The sequence below is a fragment of the Nocardia arthritidis genome, from assembly GCF_011801145.1.
GTDB lineage: Bacteria > Actinomycetota > Actinomycetes > Mycobacteriales > Mycobacteriaceae > Nocardia > Nocardia arthritidis_A.
Genome location: NZ_CP046172.1, coordinates 395,919 through 412,665, shown reverse-complemented (window position 1 = coordinate 412,665; position 16,747 = coordinate 395,919). Strand labels below are relative to the sequence as shown.

At 66.5% G+C, this 16,747-nt stretch carries 14 protein-coding genes and 1 tRNA gene; 6 read left to right on the top strand and 9 right to left on the bottom strand.

Annotated features, from left to right (window positions below; genetic code table 11):
* Positions 1 to 83: 83 nt before the first annotated feature.
* Positions 84 to 407 carry a WhiB family transcriptional regulator gene (locus tag F5544_RS01905; RefSeq protein ID WP_014981178.1) on the bottom strand — a complete coding sequence of 108 codons (324 nt, stop codon included), beginning with the start codon at positions 405 to 407 and terminating at the stop codon, positions 84 to 86.
* Positions 408 to 1,072: 665 nt separating this feature from the next.
* On the opposite strand from F5544_RS01905, the gene F5544_RS01900 reads away from it, so the two are divergent.
* Positions 1,073 to 3,448 carry a penicillin-binding protein gene (locus F5544_RS01900; RefSeq protein ID WP_167471568.1) on the top strand — a complete coding sequence of 792 codons (2,376 nt, stop codon included), beginning with the start codon at positions 1,073 to 1,075 and terminating at the stop codon, positions 3,446 to 3,448.
* A 55-nt stretch (positions 3,449 to 3,503) separates the two neighbouring features.
* On the opposite strand, the gene F5544_RS01895 is transcribed toward F5544_RS01900, so the two are convergent.
* Complete coding sequence (locus F5544_RS01895) at positions 3,504 to 3,968, bottom strand: GatB/YqeY domain-containing protein (RefSeq protein ID WP_167471567.1); 465 nt, start codon at positions 3,966 to 3,968, stop codon at positions 3,504 to 3,506.
* Positions 3,969 to 4,125: 157 nt separating this feature from the next.
* On the opposite strand from F5544_RS01895, the gene F5544_RS01890 reads away from it, so the two are divergent.
* The 3 genes from F5544_RS01890 (at position 4,126) to F5544_RS01880 (ending at position 7,201) form a co-directional block, all read left to right on the top strand.
* A complete protein-coding gene (locus F5544_RS01890; RefSeq protein WP_167471566.1) occupies positions 4,126 to 5,088 on the top strand; it encodes a metallophosphoesterase in 963 nt (320 codons plus the stop codon).
* 412 nt (positions 5,089 to 5,500) lie between these two features.
* Positions 5,501 to 7,066: a hypothetical protein gene (locus F5544_RS01885; protein ID WP_167471565.1), complete on the top strand. Its 1,566-nt coding sequence runs from the start codon at positions 5,501 to 5,503 to the stop codon at positions 7,064 to 7,066.
* A 61-nt stretch (positions 7,067 to 7,127) separates the two neighbouring features.
* Positions 7,128 to 7,201: transfer RNA gene (locus F5544_RS01880), tRNA-Pro, on the top strand.
* Between the two features lie 107 nt (positions 7,202 to 7,308).
* Here the strand turns inward: F5544_RS01880 and F5544_RS01875 are convergent.
* Positions 7,309 to 7,656: a YybH family protein gene (locus F5544_RS01875; protein ID WP_203217483.1), complete on the bottom strand. Its 348-nt coding sequence runs from the start codon at positions 7,654 to 7,656 to the stop codon at positions 7,309 to 7,311.
* Positions 7,657 to 7,718: 62 nt separating this feature from the next.
* Here F5544_RS01875 and F5544_RS01870 point away from each other — a divergent pair, with 62 nt between their 5' ends.
* Positions 7,719 to 8,684: a helix-turn-helix transcriptional regulator gene (locus tag F5544_RS01870; RefSeq protein ID WP_167471564.1), complete on the top strand. Its 966-nt coding sequence runs from the start codon at positions 7,719 to 7,721 to the stop codon at positions 8,682 to 8,684.
* Here F5544_RS01870 and F5544_RS01865 read toward each other — a convergent pair.
* Positions 8,675 to 9,223 carry a TetR/AcrR family transcriptional regulator gene (locus F5544_RS01865; RefSeq protein WP_167471563.1) on the bottom strand — a complete coding sequence of 183 codons (549 nt, stop codon included), beginning with the start codon at positions 9,221 to 9,223 and terminating at the stop codon, positions 8,675 to 8,677. The two genes, F5544_RS01870 and F5544_RS01865, sit on opposite strands and share 10 nt — an antisense overlap.
* Complete coding sequence (locus tag F5544_RS01860) at positions 9,220 to 10,443, bottom strand: cytochrome P450 (protein WP_167471562.1); 1,224 nt, start codon at positions 10,441 to 10,443, stop codon at positions 9,220 to 9,222. Before F5544_RS01860 ends, F5544_RS01865 begins: the two co-directional genes overlap by 4 nt.
* A gap of 404 nt (positions 10,444 to 10,847) precedes the next feature.
* Here F5544_RS01860 and F5544_RS01855 point away from each other — a divergent pair, with 404 nt between their 5' ends.
* The gene (locus tag F5544_RS01855) at positions 10,848 to 11,345 is read left to right on the top strand and encodes a GNAT family N-acetyltransferase (RefSeq protein WP_167471561.1); all 498 of its coding nucleotides are present in this window, start codon (positions 10,848 to 10,850) and stop codon (positions 11,343 to 11,345) included.
* Positions 11,346 to 12,148: 803 nt separating this feature from the next.
* Here F5544_RS01855 and F5544_RS01850 read toward each other — a convergent pair.
* From F5544_RS01850 to F5544_RS01835, 4 genes are all read right to left on the bottom strand, one after another.
* Entirely contained in the window at positions 12,149 to 13,615 is a 1,467-nt protein-coding gene (locus F5544_RS01850; RefSeq protein WP_167471560.1) for a catalase, read from the bottom strand.
* Between the two features lie 72 nt (positions 13,616 to 13,687).
* A complete protein-coding gene (locus tag F5544_RS01845; RefSeq protein ID WP_167471559.1) occupies positions 13,688 to 14,110 on the bottom strand; it encodes a Fur family transcriptional regulator in 423 nt (140 codons plus the stop codon).
* 67 nt (positions 14,111 to 14,177) lie between these two features.
* Positions 14,178 to 15,194 (bottom strand): tetratricopeptide repeat protein, encoded by a 1,017-nt coding sequence (locus tag F5544_RS01840; protein ID WP_167471558.1) that lies wholly within the window; start codon positions 15,192 to 15,194, stop codon positions 14,178 to 14,180.
* Positions 15,195 to 15,204: 10 nt separating this feature from the next.
* Complete coding sequence (locus F5544_RS01835) at positions 15,205 to 16,461, bottom strand: ATP-binding protein (RefSeq protein ID WP_167471557.1); 1,257 nt, start codon at positions 16,459 to 16,461, stop codon at positions 15,205 to 15,207.
* Positions 16,462 to 16,747: the final 286 nt, after the last annotated feature.

The window sequence follows — 16,747 nt, the reverse complement described above, 5'->3', positions numbered from 1 at the left end:
TACCGGATCCATCTGGAAGTAACTGTCCGCAAACGGAACTGAGCCCGCACTGCGGGCTCAGTTTCCACGGGCTGCCGGACTTCTTACATCGCCACCTGATGCTGCCGCTGGGCCTGGAAGAAATCGGCCCAGGATGTCACCTCCGGGTGCTGCTTGAGCAGCGCACGCCGCTGCCGCTCGGTCATGCCGCCCCACACTCCGAACTCCACCCGGTTGTCGAGGGCGTCCGCACCACACTGCATCAACACCGGGCAGTGCCTGCAGATCGTCGCCGCCTTGCGCTGCGCGGCGCCGCGAACGAACAGTTGATCGGGATCCACTTCCTTGCATCGAGCCTGGGCTACCCAGGCAATCCTTGCTTCGGCCTGCTCCACGTCCAATCGAGCGATGGGGGTTGTCATGTGCATTTGGTGTGCCCCTTTGCAGTCCGAACACCGGGTCAACGGCGCTCCAGAATCACGTGCGGTGCGCAGCAACCCATTCCCCGCTGCGAGCCGCACCACATTCCACTTTGAGTGTTAGCTCTATCACACTGGGTTCTCAATCTAGGTAAAGGTATGGCGGTCGCGCAAGACCGTCCCCGGATTTTTTGGTACGACCGTCCCTCCAAAATCACGGGCGAACTGGGCGGTCCGCGCGACACACCGAGCGCCGTTTCCGCGACACGCCAAACAAGGTTGCGCGACACGCCCATTCGCTGGAACAAACCCAATGCCCGACAGCAATGCCCTGTGCGCCACCACAACCGCGATCACGAACCACCCCACTCCCCAGCCGCGCGCCCGCCCTGCCGCCATCACCCCCGCGGAACTCCACCCCGCATAGGTACGAGCCACCCGAACCACTCTCCGCGAGCACGAGCGCACCTAGCGAGTTGGTGAGGACCACTCAGCAAGCACCACACCACGCATGCGGAAGCCACGGCCAGCACACACCCCGCACTCACCTGAGCATCGCGACGCATCCGTCGACGCGACCACACCGCAAGCCCGAGGACACCGGACCACACCAACGCGCGCGACCCACGCCGCCGACACGCGGCCATCAGATAGAGCCCATTAGGCTGGGCGACGTGCCGATCACACATACGCTCGCGAAGCTGGCCGGCAGTTGCGCACTGGCCGCCGTGCTCGTCGCCGGGCTGTTGTTCCCGCTCGCAGGCGGTTTCGGGTTTGTGTCCAACCGGGCAGCCGATGCCGTCGACAATGTCTCCGCGGAGTTGGTGGAGGGTACTGTGCCCGCCGTCTCCACGATGGTGGACGCAGCGGGTAACCCGATCGCCTGGCTGTACGAGCAGCGCCGCTTCGAGGTTCCCAGCGACAAGATCTCCAATGACATGAAGTTGGCGATCATTTCGATCGAGGACCGTCGGTTCACCGAGCACGCGGGCGTCGACTGGCAGGGCACGCTGCGCGCCTTCCTGACCAACACCTCCAGCGGTGAGGTGCAGCAGGGCGCGTCGACGCTCGATCAGCAGTATGTGAAGAACTACCAGTTGTTGGTCGTCGCGAAGACCGATGCCGAGCGCCGCGCGGCGATCGAGACCACCCCGGCCCGCAAGATCCGGGAGATCCGGATGGCGCTCACCCTGGACCGCGAGCTGACCAAGGACGAAATCCTCACCAGGTACCTGAATCTGGTTCCGTTCGGCAATCAGTCCTATGGCATCCAGGACGCGGCGCAGACCTACTTCGGGGTCGATGCGGCGAATCTGAACATCACTCAGGCCGCGATGCTGGCGGGCATGGTGCAGAGTTCGTCCAAGCTGAACCCGTACACCAATCCCGAGGGTGTGCTGATCCGGCGGAACACGGTGTTGGACACCATGATTCAGAACATTCCGAGCCGGGCCGAGGAATTCCGCAAGGCGAAGGCCGAGCCGCTCGGTGTGCTGCCGCAGCCGAAAGGCCTACCGCAGGGCTGCATCGCGGCCAATGACCGCGGCTTCTTCTGTGACTATGCGCTGCAATATCTGGCCAACGCGGGTATCAGCAAGGATCAGATCAACAAGGGCGGCTACCTGATCCGCACCACGCTCGATCCGCAGGTGCAGGACGCCACCAAGAAGGCGGTGACCGATGCCGCGAATCCGAATCTGGACAACATCGCCGAGGTGATGTCGGTGGTCGCGCCGGGCCAGGATTCGCATGCGGTGGTCGCGATGGCGAGCAGCCGCACCTACGGCCTCAATCGCGACGCCAACGAAACCGTGCAGCCGCAACCGTATTCGATGGTCGGTGACGGCGCGGGCTCGATTTTCAAGATCTTCACCACCGCCGCGGCCATGGAGAAGGGCCTCGGCATCAATGCCCAGCTCGACGTGCCGGGCCGGTTCGAGGCCAAGGGCATGGGTAACGGCGGCGCCGCGGGCTGCCCGCCCGCGACCTACTGCGTGGTGAACGCGGGCAACTACAAGTCGCCGATGTCGGTGACCGAGGCGCTGGCCACCTCGCCGAACACCGCGTTCGTCAAGCTGATTCAGGCGGTGGGCGTCGCGCCCGCCGTCGATATGGCGGTGCGCCTCGGCATGCGCGCCTACGCCGAGGCGGGCTCCTCCGGACACGGCAACCAGAGCCTGGCCGACATGTTCAAGGATCAGAACCTCGGCTCGTTCACCCTGGGCCCGGTCGCGATCAATCCGCTGGAGCTGTCGAATGTCGCGGCCACCCTCGGCTCCGCGGGCAAGTGGTGCCCGCCGTCGCCGATCAAGGAGGTGCTCGACCGCAGCGGCAAGCCGGTGCCGCTCACCCAGCAGGCCTGCGAGCAGGTGGTCGATCCGGGTCTGGCCAATACGCTCGCCAACGCGCTGAGCCACGACTCGATCAGCGGTACCGCGGCCGGTTCCGCGCAGGCGACCGGCTGGACGCTGCCGCTTTCGGCGAAGACCGGAACCACCGAGACCCACCGGTCCTCGGCCTTCCTCGGCTTCACCAACTCGCTGGCGGCGGCCACCTACATCTACGGCGACAGCCCGACTCCGGGCGAGATCTGCTCGTTCCCGCTGCGCAACTGCGGCGGCGGCAACCTGTTCGGTGGTAATGAACCGGCCAGGACCTGGTTCAACGCGATCAAGCCGACATTGGGCAAATTCCCGCCGCCCGCGCTGCCGCCGATGGACGAAAAGTATGTGCGCGGTTCGAATAACGCGCAGGTGCCCGATGTCACCGGGCTGACGCAGGGCGAGGCGACGGCCGCGCTGGTGCGGGCCGGCTTCCAGGTTTCACCGGTGACCGGCTCGGGTTCACAGCCGAAGGGCACGGTCATGGGCACCGCGCCGAACGGATCGGCGATACCCGGATCGGTGATCACCATCTACATCAGCGACGGCACCAAACACGATGCACCGCCGCCCGGTCCGCCGGGGATCCCGATTCCGGGCGTACCCGCGCCGCCGCGGCTGCCACCGATCCCGATCCCGATTCCGATTCCGGGCATACCCGGCCGCTGAACGAACACCGCCGACCCGAAATATCCGGGTCGGCGGTGTTTTTCGTGCGGGACGGCTACAGCCTCGACTTCACCGCGGCCGAGATCCGGGAACCGTCGGCCTTGCCCGCGGCGAGGGCGCTGGCGATCTTCATCACCTGCCCCATCTGCCGCATGGTCGGACGTTCGCCGATTTCCTCGGCAACCTGTGCGATGGCGGTGTCGGCGAGGTCGGCGACCTCGGCATCGGACAGCTGGGTCGGCAGGTACTCGTCGATGATGCGGGCCTCGGCGTGCTCGTTCGCGGCCAGCTCACCGCGGCCGGCCTGGGTGTACACCTCGGCCGACTCGGCGCGCTTCTTCGCCTCCTTCTGCAGGACAGCGATCACCTCCGCATCGGACAGCTCGCGCGCCTGCGGTCCGGCGACCTCCGCGGTCTGGATGGCCGCGAGCAGCATCCGCAACGTGGAAAGGCGCAGCGTGTCCTTGGCTTTCATCGCGGCGGTCATATCCGTCCGCAGCTGCGATTTGAGTTCCGGCATGTGGCACACGGTAGCCGCTGCACGGCGACAGGCCCACCACATTTGCCCGCGGCACCATCCCGTCGCAACGGTTGGAGTGCGGAAACACACCTCGCGTCAAGTCCTCTGTGCGGAAACACACTCAGCGTTCCGGAGCGGGGTCACCTATGCTGGGCAAATGCCCGTAATCTCGACCTCCGCCGTACGGACGACCGCATTGGGTGCCGCCGGGGCCGCGGCGGCCGGCATCGGCTACGCATCGCTGATCGAGCGCAATGCTTTCGTGCTCCGCGAGACCACCATGCCGGTGCTGCCACCGGGTTCGTCGAGCCTACGGGTGCTGCACCTGAGCGATCTGCACATGATGCCCGGCCAGAAACTCAAGCAGCAGTGGCTGCGCGAACTGGACCGGCTCGAACCGGATCTGGTGGTGAACACCGGCGACAACCTGTCGCATCAGAAGTCGGTGCCAGCGGTGGTTCAGGCCCTCGGCGGATTGCTTTCCCGCCCGGGCCTTTTCGTTTTCGGCAGTAATGACTACTTCGCGCCGGTGCCCAAGAACCCGCTGAAGTACTTCAAAAAGAACCACCGCAGGGTGTATGGCGCGCCGCTGCCCTGGAAGGATCTGCGCGCGGCCTTCACCGAACGCGGCTGGCTGGATCTGACCCATGTGCGCCGCGATCTCGAGGTGGCCGGTATCCGCATCGCGACCGCGGGCGTCGACGATCCGCATTTGCAGCGTGATCGCTACGACACCGTCGCGGGCGCGCCGAACCCGCTCGCGCAGCTGCGTCTCGGCCTGACCCATTCGCCGGAGCCGCGGGTGCTCGATCGGTTCGCCGAGGACGGGTACGACCTGGTGCTGGCCGGTCATACCCACGGTGGTCAGCTGGTGCTGCCCGGTTACGGCGCGCTCGTCACCAACTGCGGCATCGATCGGTCTCGCGTTAAGGGCCCTTCACGGTGGGGCGCGCACACTCAATTGCACGTTTCCGCAGGTATCGGCACCTCGCCATGGGCGCCCTACCGGTTCTGCTGCCGTCCGGAGGCCACGCTGTTGACCCTGGTCGCGGCCCCGCCGAGGCGACCCGCCAGCGATACCGGCCAGGGTGTGTCTGCATCGGAGGCGGTCGCCCGCTAGTGTCCCTGCCGAAAGGTGTATCAGGCAGGGAATTGGAACATTGAGTAGTGGTTTCGACGATGGGCGCGACGAGCCGGCCGTTCTCGGACAGACCGGTGCACCGTCCCCAGATCCGCGGCCGTCTTCCGAGGCGGCACAATCCGAGCCGGCAGGCTCACAACGACTAAGCGGCTCCGACCCGGTCTCCGAGTCAGGGCAAACGGCTACCCCGGAACAATCGAGCTCCGATGGGCGGCACGGCGGCTCACCCCGGGCGCCGTCACGGCGGCCCGGCGCGGAGTTCTCCGGACAGTCCGACCCGTTCTCGCTACCGAGGAGCGGCGCGGGCGCGGCCGCATTGCCCAGGGCCAACAAAGAGTGGGCACCGTTCGGTCGCCCGCCGAGGCGGTTCCGGCCGCACCTCGCGGAGGAGATGGAAACTCCTTCGGCGGAATCGGATTCGGCCTCGGCCGATTCGACGAAGCCGACCGAGCAATTGCGGCGGCCCGACAGCGCCACGGCACCGACCGAGACGATCCACCGGCGCCCGGCGGCCGCCGAGCCGGAAGAATCGCCGAAACCTGCCCCGCAGCAGGATGATTCGGAACTAACGGTGCGTACCGAATACGGTGACAAGCCTTTCTCGATCGATGAACCATCGGACGCGACAGGCGGCAAATCGGATAGCGCACCGCAACAGGTGAGTTCGCATGGCCGCACCGAACAGTTGACGCGACCGATCGGCACCATGACCCCACACGGAGTCACCGAGCAGCCGAGCGGGACACCGCAGTGGCCATCGACTTTCGGCACGCCGTCGAAGGCGGCCCCGACGCCCTGGCAGGCGCCGAACGGTCAGTCCGCGCAATCCAATTCGCCGTGGCAGGCACCCAGCGCCCCTGCGGCGCAACCAGATTCACCGAGGCCGACATCCGGTACGCCGACGGCGCAGCCCGATTCGCCGTGGCAGGCACCCGGTACCGCTGCGGCGCAGTCCGATTCGCCGTGGCAGACGCCGGGCGGCACGGCACCACCGGCCAGTTCGCCGCAGGCGAGCGCCGGGTGGGGGCAGCACCAGGCCGGGACATCCTGGCAGTCCGGCGGGGTGACGCAATACCCCAGCGGCGCCGATCCGCTGTACGGCAACGCATCCCAGGTGGGGAACGCGCCCCAGTTCGGGAACCCGCAGCAATTCCCCGCCGCCGGGCGGTTCGGGTCGACGCCTCCCGGTGGGCAGCCGCCGGGTAATCGCGGAAAGCTGCTGCTGGGCGTCGGAATCGGCCTCCTAGTGGTGATCGCGCTGGTGGTGGCCGTCACACTCGCGTTGAGTTCCGGATCGCCGGATTCGGACGCCAAAAGTACGGGAACTACGGAATCGCTGGTGAGCGCGCTCACGACCAGCCCGGGAGCACCCACCAAGAGTCCGACCGCGAAGCCGAGCCCGAGCGCGGCCGCCGGCAATATGGCCCCGGTGGTGCCCGGATTCCAGGTGGTCGACGCGCCCGATGTCGGCGCGGCGTACGACGTGCCGTCCGGCTGGGCGATCAGCGCACAGGGCGCCCTCGGCGGGCCGCCCGACGGCATCATCGGCAAGGGATACGCGGTGGACGGCAAGGGCTACTGCCCGGGCTCGTCCCGGACCATCTCGCTGCTCACCGGATCCGACGACAAGGACAGCGTAAGGGTCGCAACGGATTTCGGCGCCAAGTCGGCCCGCGCCGCCTACGCCGACCCGTCCGGCGGCAAAGCCGGCGCGCCACAACCGCTCGCCTCACTGGACGGACTGCAGCACGGCACCTTCGTGGAAACCAGGGGCAGCGTCAGCCAGCCCAAACCCGGCTGCGCCAGGCAGTACTCGATCTACACCTTCGCCATGCCCAGCGAGGAGGAGGATGGCAATTTCGTCATGGTGATCGCGGCCGACACCGGCGTCCCCAACGCCATCGACGCCGAAACCGCCAAGCGCATCTTCACCAGCATCCGTCCCCACAAAACATAATCTGACCAGCCGGTTTAACGATCCCGCCCGCCCTGTTGTAAGCTACTCCAGGTTCGCTTCACGGGGTGTGGCGCAGCTTGGTAGCGCGCTTCGTTCGGGACGAAGAGGTCGCAGGTTCAAATCCTGTCACCCCGACTCGTGTGGTTGAGACACGAAAACGGCCTTTGGCCCGGGAAACCGGATCAAAGGCCGTTCTTCTTTCGAGGGATTCGCGGAACTTCGCGCCGCAGAGGCGATTTGGGCTAAGCGAGTCCGGGCTGGTCCACCACCCACAGCCACGAACCGTCCGGCTGCCGACGGGCGATCTCGACGGTCGTCTCATTGGGCAGCGCGCACACCGTGAGCGCCAGGTCACCGCTCACCAACGCGGGGTGCTGCGTACCCGGCGCGAGCGTCGGCGCGGCCGCGACGAACTCCTCGTACACCTTGCGGATCTCCGCATGTCCGGTCGCGAGATTGCCCGGCGGGAATGCCAGCACGGCATTCGGCTCGTACAACGCCACCAGCCCGTCGACATCGCCCGCGTTGGCGCGCTCGATGAAAAATCTGCCCAAATCGTTCGGCTCGGTGGCCACTGTCGTGTTCGTCATACTGGTAAGGCTCCCAACGAATCACGACACCCTGTGTCGTGTATTTCCGCGAAGGTTTCCGTATGCGCGCCGACCGGCTGGTCTCGCTGGTGCTGCTGCTGCGCCGGCACGGCCGGCTGTCCGCGGCCGCGCTGGCCCGCGAACTGGAGGTATCCACCCGCACGGTGCTTCGCGATATCGAGGCACTGTCCGCGGCAGGCGTCCCGGTCTACGCCGAACGCGGTAGACACGGTGGTTTCGCACTGCTGCCCGGTTTCCGGACCGAGCTGACCGGACTGAACCACGACGAGGCACTCGCCCTGCTGGTCGCCGGATCACGTTCCGGCGCACAGGCATTCGGCCTCGGCTCGGCGCTCACCTCGGCCATGCGCAAGGTGGTCGACGCGCTACCCGAAGGCCATCAGGCCGCCGCTACCGGGTCTGCACAGCGATTCCTCATCGAACCGGAAACCGATCTCCTCGCGCGCCGACTGGTCGCCGAAGAGGCGCCCGACACCGTGGTGGCCGAGGTACGGCGCGCGGTGTTCGCCGGACACAAGCTGCGTATCCACTACGCGGCGGCGGATCAGGCCCCGCAGTGGCGGACGGTGGACCCGATCGGCCTGGTCACCGCGCGCGGCCAGGGCTACCTGCTGGCCACGAGGTCCGGCGCGGACCGCACCTACCGGCTGTCGCGGATGTTGGCCGCCGAAGCGCTCGACGAACCGGCACAGCGGCCGGACCGGGTCGATCTGGACCGGGCCTGGCAGGAGCGCAGCAGGCGGTTTCGGACCGGCGGCGCACAGGTCACCGTGCTGGCACGGGTGGACCCGGCACGGCGGGCGGAGTTGGTGGACACCGCGCTGGCGGTCCGCGCCGAAGCGGTCGACGCGGACGGCTGGCTGCGGTTGGAGCTGACCTTCCAAGATCGCAGGCATGCCATATGGGCGCTGTGGCAACTCGCCATGGGCGCGGAAGTCCTTGCCCCGCAATGGTTGCGCGCGGAGTTACACGACCGCGCCACAGCGATCGCCGGCCGCTACTCCTGAAGGAAGGGCAGCAGGAAGTCGTGCAGGAGAGCGCGTTCCTCCGATTCGTCGGCGGCCGGGAGGATCAGCAGCGAGACGACGGCGCGGACGGTCCATTGGCCGAGGCGCTTTGCCCGCAGGTCGGTGAGATCGGGGCGCAGGGTTGCGACGAAGGCGGTCGCGAGCTTGTCGATGATCTCGGGCGAATTCGACAGTTGGGCAACAATTCCGGCGTTTTCGGGGGTGAACCAGAGAGCCAGATGCGGGGTTTCGCGGACTTCGGCGATGGTTTCGAGTATGCCGTCCAGGATCTGATCGAATGTTCTTTTGCGCCAAACCCTTTCGACCAACGCGTGGGCTTCGCGGGCGGCGAAGGCGGCGTAGAGCGCGTGCCGGTTTTCGAAGTAGCGGTAGAGAGTTGCACGGGAACATCCTGCGGCCCCGGCTATTTCGGCCATGCCGAGAGTGGTGACGGGGCGGTCTATGGAGAGGGTGCGTACGGCGTCGAGGATGCGGTCGGTGGCCGCCCGGGTGCGGGTATCGGTGAGCCAGTCGGTCATGCCGCGCACCGGAACGGGATGGCGGTGGGACGGCGGACGTAAGGACCGGGCGCGTATTCGACTGCCTCGGTGTCGACCTGGTAGTCCGGAAAACGGGTCAGCAATTCTTCCAACGCGACTCGGGCCTGCATGCGGGCGGCGGCCGCGCCGAGGCAGTGGTGCGAGCCATTGCCGAAGGTGACTATGCGCTGTGGATCGCGGGTGATGTCGAGTTCGGCGGCGTCGGGGCCGTATACACGTTCGTCGCGGTTGGCCGAGCCGTACACCAGCAGCACCTTGCGGCCGGCTGGAATTGTCTTGCCCGCCAACTCGATATCGCGGGTTACGGTCCGCGCCAGGCCCTGGACCGGTGCGGTCAACCGCGCGAATTCCTCGATGGCCGTTCCCATCAGCGCCGGATCGGCGATCAGGGCGGCCCGCTGATCCGGATCCCGCTGCAGCAGTTGCACCGCGCCGCCGAGTAGCCCGGTGGTGGTGTCGTTGCCACCGGCGACCATGGTCCAGGCGTAGGCCAGGATTTGCACCAGCCCACGCACATCGGTGTCGTCGGCGGCCAAACCGGTGCGCACCAGCAGCGAGACGGTGTCCTCGCCCGGATCCGTGCGCCTGCGTTTCACGAGTTCGGCGAAATAGCCGAGCATTTCGAGGGAGGCGGCCTGCGCGGCGGCACCGCGCTCGACGCTGCCCGCGACCACCGCATCGGTCCAACCGTCGAATCGGGTCCGGTCCGCCTCGGGCACGCCGAGATAGTGCGCGACGACCATGCTCGGCAGTGGTTTGAACAGATCCCTGACGATATCGCCGCCGCCCGCCGCGGCCAACCGATCCAACCGGGCGCGGACGAACGCGCGCACCACCGGCTCGACCTCGTGCACTTGACGCGGCGTAAACCCGCGGGCAACCAGTTTGCGAAATTCGGTGTGCTGCGGTGGATCCTGCATCACCAGCGGCGGATTGTCGGTGAGACCGATCCGTGCCAACTCGCCGTATTCGACGGTCAAACCGTCCCTGGAGGAGAAGGTTTCGGTGTCGCGGGCCGCGGCGTAGACGTGCTCATGTCTCGTTAGCACCCAATAGTCGTGTGCCGGTTGATCTTTCGGAACCACGTGATGGACCGGATCATGCTCGCGCAGCGCCGCGTACATGGCCCACGGCGACTTCCAGGTCGCACCGCCGCACAGCTCGAACACCGGAGCTCCGCGATACTCATCAGGCGACATGTTCCGACGCTAAGACAAATGGATACTTTTGTCTACGTCAGTCGCCGGGGCTGTCGACGTGGCGGATTGCCACCGATGTTGCTTTGCGCGCCCCCAGTTGCTCTACCCCACAGCGCATTAGGCGAACCGAAACAAAGTCGCGAATCGGAAGCAAATACGTAGCAATACATTTGACACGAACAGCCATCGGATGACCGAACCGCGACATCCGCACCGCGGGCGGGTGTTCGGCGCTTAAACTACTTCGGGTTGGGCTGCCACGGGCGGCGCGGGCCACTGCCTCCCGGGGCAGACGCCTACGCTTGGGATAAGGCCACGTCTCAGCGCGAGGGAGCACATTGGATTCCGCGACGAGGGCACCTACAGCCATATACCGACTTGCCGAACTGTCGGATCTCGGCCAGATGGCGTCCATCGAGAACGAACGCTTCGGCGACGATTCGTACCCGTATTTCGCGCTGCGCCAGTTATTCGATCTGCACGGGGCGCACTGGCTCGTCTGCGAGGTCGATGGGAGGTTGCTGGGCCATGTGCTGGTCGCGCTCACCGCGCAACGCCGGGCCTGGTTGCTGAGCTTGGCGGTGACGGCCGACAGCTGCGGTAACGGTTACGGTACGGCCCTGGTGCAGCAGGCATTACGACTATGCCGGTCGATGTCGGTCCGCAGCGTATTCATCACCGTGCGCCCGACGAACCAGGCCGCGCTGAACATCTACCGGCGAGCCGGATTCCGCTGGACCGCGCACGACGACAACTACTTCGGTGAGGGCGAACCCCGAGATATCTTGGAATGCAGACTCGACTCGATGTCGTCATCACCGAATTCCATTGTCGGACAAGGTAATAAACAAATATTAGGCCGAGCCGGTCCCTCCCCTCCGAGGACCGGCCCGGCCATGTGAGCACCGCTGGGAACATACGGTCAGCACTGCTTGGTTACCGTCGGCAGGCGCGAATGCCGGACGTCGACGCGAAATCGACTCCCGTAAGCCGGATTTGACCCCCGTGCGCGGAATCGTCTCTCGCACCGACCGTTTGCTGCTCAGCTCCTGGAAGAGCCAGTCGATGTGTCGCCGTAGTGACTGCCGACCGGGCCGGTCACCCCTCGTGGACCGACCCGGCGGCGCCATCCCCTGAGCTCGGCCTGCCACCCCTCGTAGACAGGCCGGGCCCAGATCCCCACCCCCGGTGGTGGTCTCAGTAGGCGCCCCGTCCGGTCACCGCGATAGCGGTGCGGGCGCACGCCTTTGCCGGATTGCCGATCATCGTCGTTGCCTCCTTCCAGGTCCTACGGTCTTGGTTCGCCGGAGGGAGTTTGTTCGACCGCCGCTCCGGCTGACTCAAACAATGCCGGTCGGGGCTTGCTGCGCCCTTAAAAAGACCTTGTATGGAAAAACCCGCTGGTAGGTACGGTTCAAGATCGAAAAGTTGGGGGTCGGCACCACGGATCCGCGATTAGCGGGATGATGGAGGTAAGCCCGCCAAGCAGATTGGGAGCAACGATGGAGACGGTGGTCGTCTGGGTGCTGGCCTGCCTGTTCTACTGGTGGGGCCTGCTCTGAGCGAACTCGATTCGCCGAACTCGGCCGTTGGCGGCCAGGTCCACTACACAAGGTCGTAGCCGAACTCCAGCAAGCTCCAGAAATGCGGAACGGGAGGCGTCCGCCGCAGCAGACACCTCCCGCTCTCGATGGTCCGAGGCCGCTCAGCCCCGGGCGTCGCGTCCGGCGCGCACCCCTTCCTCGACTCGCTTGCCGAGGTCGGCATCCACGTTCTTCCAGTATTCGAAGACGCGGCTCAGCACCGGTTCCTCGACCCCGCCGAGCACATGTCCGACGATATTGCCCACCAGGCGATCGCGCTCCTCGTCGTTCATCACATCCCGCACCAGGGTGCCCGCCTGGCCGAAATCATCGTCCTCGGCGTGCTGGAGGTAACCCGCCCGCACCATGGCCGGGTCGAACTCCCAGGCGCCGCCGTCGGTCGCCGCGGCCGGGTCGGCATGCGGACCGCCGTAGGAGTTGGGCGCGTACACCGGGACGCTCGGATCGTTGTAGTCGTACCGCATCGCCCCCTCCTTGGAGTAGGAGTTCACCTCCGCGGCCTTGGCCCGGTTCGGCGGCAGCTGCGCGTAATTGGTGCCGATCCGGTAGCGGTGCGCGTCCGGGTAGGCGAATACCCGGCCGAGCAGCATCTTGTCCGGCGAAAAGCCAATGCCCGCAACGATATTCGCTGGCGAGAAGGCGGCCTGCTCGATCTCGACGAAGTAGTTGCCCGGGTTGCGGTTGAGCGTGTACTTGCCGACCTCGATCAGCGGATAGTCGCGGTGCGACCACACCTTGGTCAGGTCGAACGGGTTGAATCGGTAGTCATCGGCCTCGGCGACCGGCATGACCTGCACATAGAGGGTCCAGCTCGGGAAGTCGCCGCGCTCGATGGCCTCCCACAGGTCGCGGCGGTGGAAATCGCCGTCGGCGCCGGCCAGCCGGTCGGCCTCCGCCTGGGTCAGGTGCTGGATGCCCTGATCGGACTTGAAGTGGTACTTCACCCAGAAGCGTTCGCCGGCGGCATTGATCCACTGGTAGGTGTGCGATCCGTAGCCGTTCATATGCCGCCACGTCTTCGGGATGCCCCGGTCGCCCATCAGCCAGGTGACCTGATGCGCGGTCTCGGGATTCAGCGTCCAGAAATCCCACTGCATGTGGTTGTCCCGAAGTCCGCTGCCGGGCAGGCGCTTCTGTGAGCGGATGAAATCGGGGAACTTGATCGCATCCTTGATGAAGAAGATCGGCGTGTTGTTGCCGACGAGGTCGTAATTGCCGTCCTCGGTGTAGAACTTGACCGCGAAACCGCGCGGATCGCGCCAGGTGTCGGGGCTGCCGAGCTCACCGGCCACGGTCGAGAACCGGATCAGCGATTCGGTGCGCGCGCCCGGCTGGAACAGCTTGGCCTTGGTGTATCGGCTGACGTCGCTGGTCACCACCAGTTCGCCGAATGCGCCCGCGCCCTTGGCGTGCACGATCCGCTCCGGCACCCGCTCCCGGTTGAACTGGGCCAGCTTCTCGATCAGGTAGTAGTCGTGCAGCAGGACCGGACCCTGCGTGCCCGCGGTGAGCGATTCGCCGTCGCTCGGCACCGGAGCGCCGGAATTGGTGGTTGTCGGCTTGGCCATCTCGAAGCCTCCTCGGCTTGGTTTCATCCCGGATTGTCGAGTTGAATGCCGTTGTCGCGGAATCCCTTTCGGCTATTCCGCGGAGTTACGGCACCGTGGGCAGCTGCCCCAGAAAACGACTTCCGCCTCGTCGATGACGTACCCGTGGTCGTCATCGGGCGTCAGGCACGGGGCCGCGCCGACGACGCAGTCGACGTCGACGACGGCGCCGCAGCCACGGCACACCAGATGGTGATGGTTGTCCCCGGTCCTGGTCTCGTAGCGGGCCGACGAGCCCGCGGGCTCGATGCGGCGCAGGATTCCGGCCCGCACGCAGGCGTGCAACACGTCGTAGACGGCCTGCGTCGAGACCGAACCCAGCTCCGCGCGGACGGACGCGGCTATCTCGTCGGCGTCCGCGTGCGGCCGTTTCGCGACCGTACGCAGCACCGCGACCCGCGGGGCGGTGACCCGCAGGCCCGCGGCCCGCAACCATTCACGGGGATCGGTGTGCATGACACGAGCTTGCCGACTTTTCTGGATTAAGTCAAGAAAACGATAGATTCCAGCTAAGTGAGGCGGGTCACCGCGTCGGACGTGGCGGCGCCAGGGTCGGAAACTGCGACGGCAGGACCGGCCATGCGGGCGGGACGAGGCGATTCGGCGTCGAAAAGGGTTGGTAGGTAGGGATATTCGGGATAACCGGCGCGGGCGTACGGTCGCGGTCCGAATTGCCGAGGAAGTGCGAGAGCGCGATTATGCCGAACCCCACCATCGCGGCGATCAGGCGGACGGTGGGTTTCCTTGGGCCACTGCGGATTACGCTCGGCTGATCGGCCCGAGCGGCGCGGACGGCCGCGTACGCCGCGGGATAGTTCCGGACGAACGATCGCATCCGGCCGATCCGGGTCGAGACGGCCAGCTGTGCCCGCACCTCGTCGGCCAGCTCCGGATCCAGCTCGGCCGCCTTGCGCAACCCGTCCCGGCCCGCCCTGCGCCGGCCGGAGGCCAGCTGGGTCAGCGCCAGGTTGTAGCGGGCGCGGGCATTTTCCGGATCCAGCTCCAGCGCCTTGCGCAGCGCGGTATCGGCCTGCGCGAGCGCATCCGGGCGGGAGGTCTGCCTGCGCAGGATCGCACCGCGCAGCAGGTGGATACCGGCGTTTTCCGGCTCCAATTCCATTGCGTCGTCGAGCAACGTCAACGCCTCGCGCGGATCGGCGAACTGCTGGACCACCGCCAGCGTGCGCAGATTCTCGGCATCCTCGGGGCCGAGTTCGACGGCGCGCCGCGCCGCCGCCACCGCATTGCGCCGACGGCTCGACTGTTCCCGTCGATCGTCGGCGGACCGCAGCGACAACTGGAATTCCGCGAAAGCCAGGAGCCGCCAAGCGTATTGGTAGGTCGGCAGCGCGCTCAACGCCGACCGGCAGCTGGTGATCGTCTGCCCGTAATCGCCTGACTGGTACCAGGCGCTCGCAAGCGCGGCCAGCGCCCCCGCATTGTCCGGCTCTGCGGCGAGCACCGTGGCAAGCAGTTCCCGGGCCGCCGCGGGCCGGTTCAGTTCGATGAGCGTCCGCGCCCGCTCGACCTGTGCGTTCATCGCCGCGAAATCAGCGGAACTTCTTGGCGCGCATGTACTTTGCCAACTCGTCGTAGGAGCCGTCGTTATTGGCGAATTCGACCACGTTGCGGGCGGATTCGAACCACGCGCCCGCACTCGGCTTGATCTCGGCCATCGCCGCCTCGATATCGCGCATCGAGATGGGACGGACCGAACCGGTGCGAATCGACTCGGCCATCGCCAATTGCGTTGCGGAGGTACAGATGTGAGCCAGATCGGCACCGGAGAAGCCATCGGTGCGCGCGACGATGGCGCGCAGATCGATACCGGCGACGGGGCGATCCTTCAGGTGGTAGCGCAGAATCGCGGTGCGCGCCTCCGGATCCGGCAGCGTCACCAGGATCATCCGGTCGAAGCGGCCGGGGCGGCGCAGCGCGACATCGAGATCCCACGGGTGATTGGTCGCGCCGAGAATGTAGACGCCCTCGTTACTGCTTGTCGCCGAATCCATTTCGTTCAACAGCTGATTCACCACATTGCGCATCCACGCACTGCCCGACATCTGGCTGCGCTTGTAGCCGAGCGCGTCGACCTCGTCGAGAAACAGCACGCACGGCGCGTTGCGGCGGGCCAGTTCGAAAACCTGGTGCAGGTTGCGTTCGCCGGAGCCGTGGTAGATGTCCAGGATGTCGGCGATTTCGATGGGATAGAAGTTGGCGCCGAGCTCACCGGCCACCGCGGCGGCGATGAAGGTCTTGCCGCAGCCGGGCGGGCCGTACAGCAGCAGACCGCCGCGCGCGGAAGTGCCGAAGGCCTTGGCGAATTCGGGATTGCGCATCGGGCCGAGCAGCGTCAGCTCCAGCTGGCGCTTCACATCCGCCATACCGCCGACGTCGGCGAGCGAAACGGACGGACGGGAAATGGCGTCGACATCGTGCTCGGTGACGAATTCGGCCGGGCCATCGTTCAGGAATGCGGGCGCGATGATGTCGCCGACCTGGTCTTCGGCCGCGGCCCAATCGTATTCGGGCGCGCCGGTGGCGTGGGCCTGCCGCTCCGATGACACCTCCGCGACGGCCTCCGGCCGCGGCGCTTCGCCCGCGAGCGCGGAGGTGCACCGCTGCAGCAATTCCACCGCGCCGGCATTACCCGGATCCTGGGCGAGCGCGGTGGCGCACTGGGCCAGCGCCTCGGTGTAGCGGGCGCGCTCGGCAAGCAGCTCGATCACCCGTATCCGCAGCGCAACTACCTCTGGGCTGCGGTCGAGCGCGGCGAGCATTTCGGCAAGAACCGGGTCATCGGACATCTGACATTCCCCCATTTCGTCCTGAGCCCGTTGATTCTAGTTGTGGCAACCGGCCGGACAGCGTGGCGGTCGTCACATCAGACGGCCGGAATAGGTGCGGGGCCTGCCCCGTTGTAGCTCACTGTCGGCGTCCGGACAGCCCCGGGCCGCACCCTTTGTCGCTTCGAGCGACCACTCGCCGAGAGGCGCTTGTGGGACGCCGACCCAGAGTCGCCACGCTGGCGTGGCGTCGGCGATTCGCGCCGCCAGGCAACCCCCCGGCCTGGCGGCGTTCGTCGTATTCGGA

Bases quoted from the DNA above. Each gene is read 5' to 3' on its own strand.
- F5544_RS01905 (WP_014981178.1), bottom strand. From the start codon at position 407: ATGCACATGACAACCCCCATCGCTCGATTGGACGTGGAGCAGGCCGAA.
- F5544_RS01895 (WP_167471567.1), bottom strand. From the start codon at position 3,968: ATGCCGGAACTCAAATCGCAGCTGCGGACGGATATGACCGCCGCGATG.
- F5544_RS01890 (WP_167471566.1), top strand. From the start codon at position 4,126: ATGCCCGTAATCTCGACCTCCGCCGTACGGACGACCGCATTGGGTGCC.
- F5544_RS01885 (WP_167471565.1), top strand. From the start codon at position 5,501: ATGGAAACTCCTTCGGCGGAATCGGATTCGGCCTCGGCCGATTCGACG.
- F5544_RS01875 (WP_203217483.1), bottom strand. From the start codon at position 7,656: ATGACGAACACGACAGTGGCCACCGAGCCGAACGATTTGGGCAGATTT.
- F5544_RS01870 (WP_167471564.1), top strand. From the start codon at position 7,719: ATGCGCGCCGACCGGCTGGTCTCGCTGGTGCTGCTGCTGCGCCGGCAC.
- F5544_RS01865 (WP_167471563.1), bottom strand. From the start codon at position 9,223: ATGACCGACTGGCTCACCGATACCCGCACCCGGGCGGCCACCGACCGC.
- F5544_RS01860 (WP_167471562.1), bottom strand. From the start codon at position 10,443: ATGTCGCCTGATGAGTATCGCGGAGCTCCGGTGTTCGAGCTGTGCGGC.
- F5544_RS01855 (WP_167471561.1), top strand. From the start codon at position 10,848: ATGGCGTCCATCGAGAACGAACGCTTCGGCGACGATTCGTACCCGTAT.
- F5544_RS01850 (WP_167471560.1), bottom strand. From the start codon at position 13,615: ATGGCCAAGCCGACAACCACCAATTCCGGCGCTCCGGTGCCGAGCGAC.
- F5544_RS01845 (WP_167471559.1), bottom strand. From the start codon at position 14,110: ATGCACACCGATCCCCGTGAATGGTTGCGGGCCGCGGGCCTGCGGGTC.
- F5544_RS01840 (WP_167471558.1), bottom strand. From the start codon at position 15,194: ATGAACGCACAGGTCGAGCGGGCGCGGACGCTCATCGAACTGAACCGG.
- F5544_RS01835 (WP_167471557.1), bottom strand. From the start codon at position 16,461: ATGTCCGATGACCCGGTTCTTGCCGAAATGCTCGCCGCGCTCGACCGC.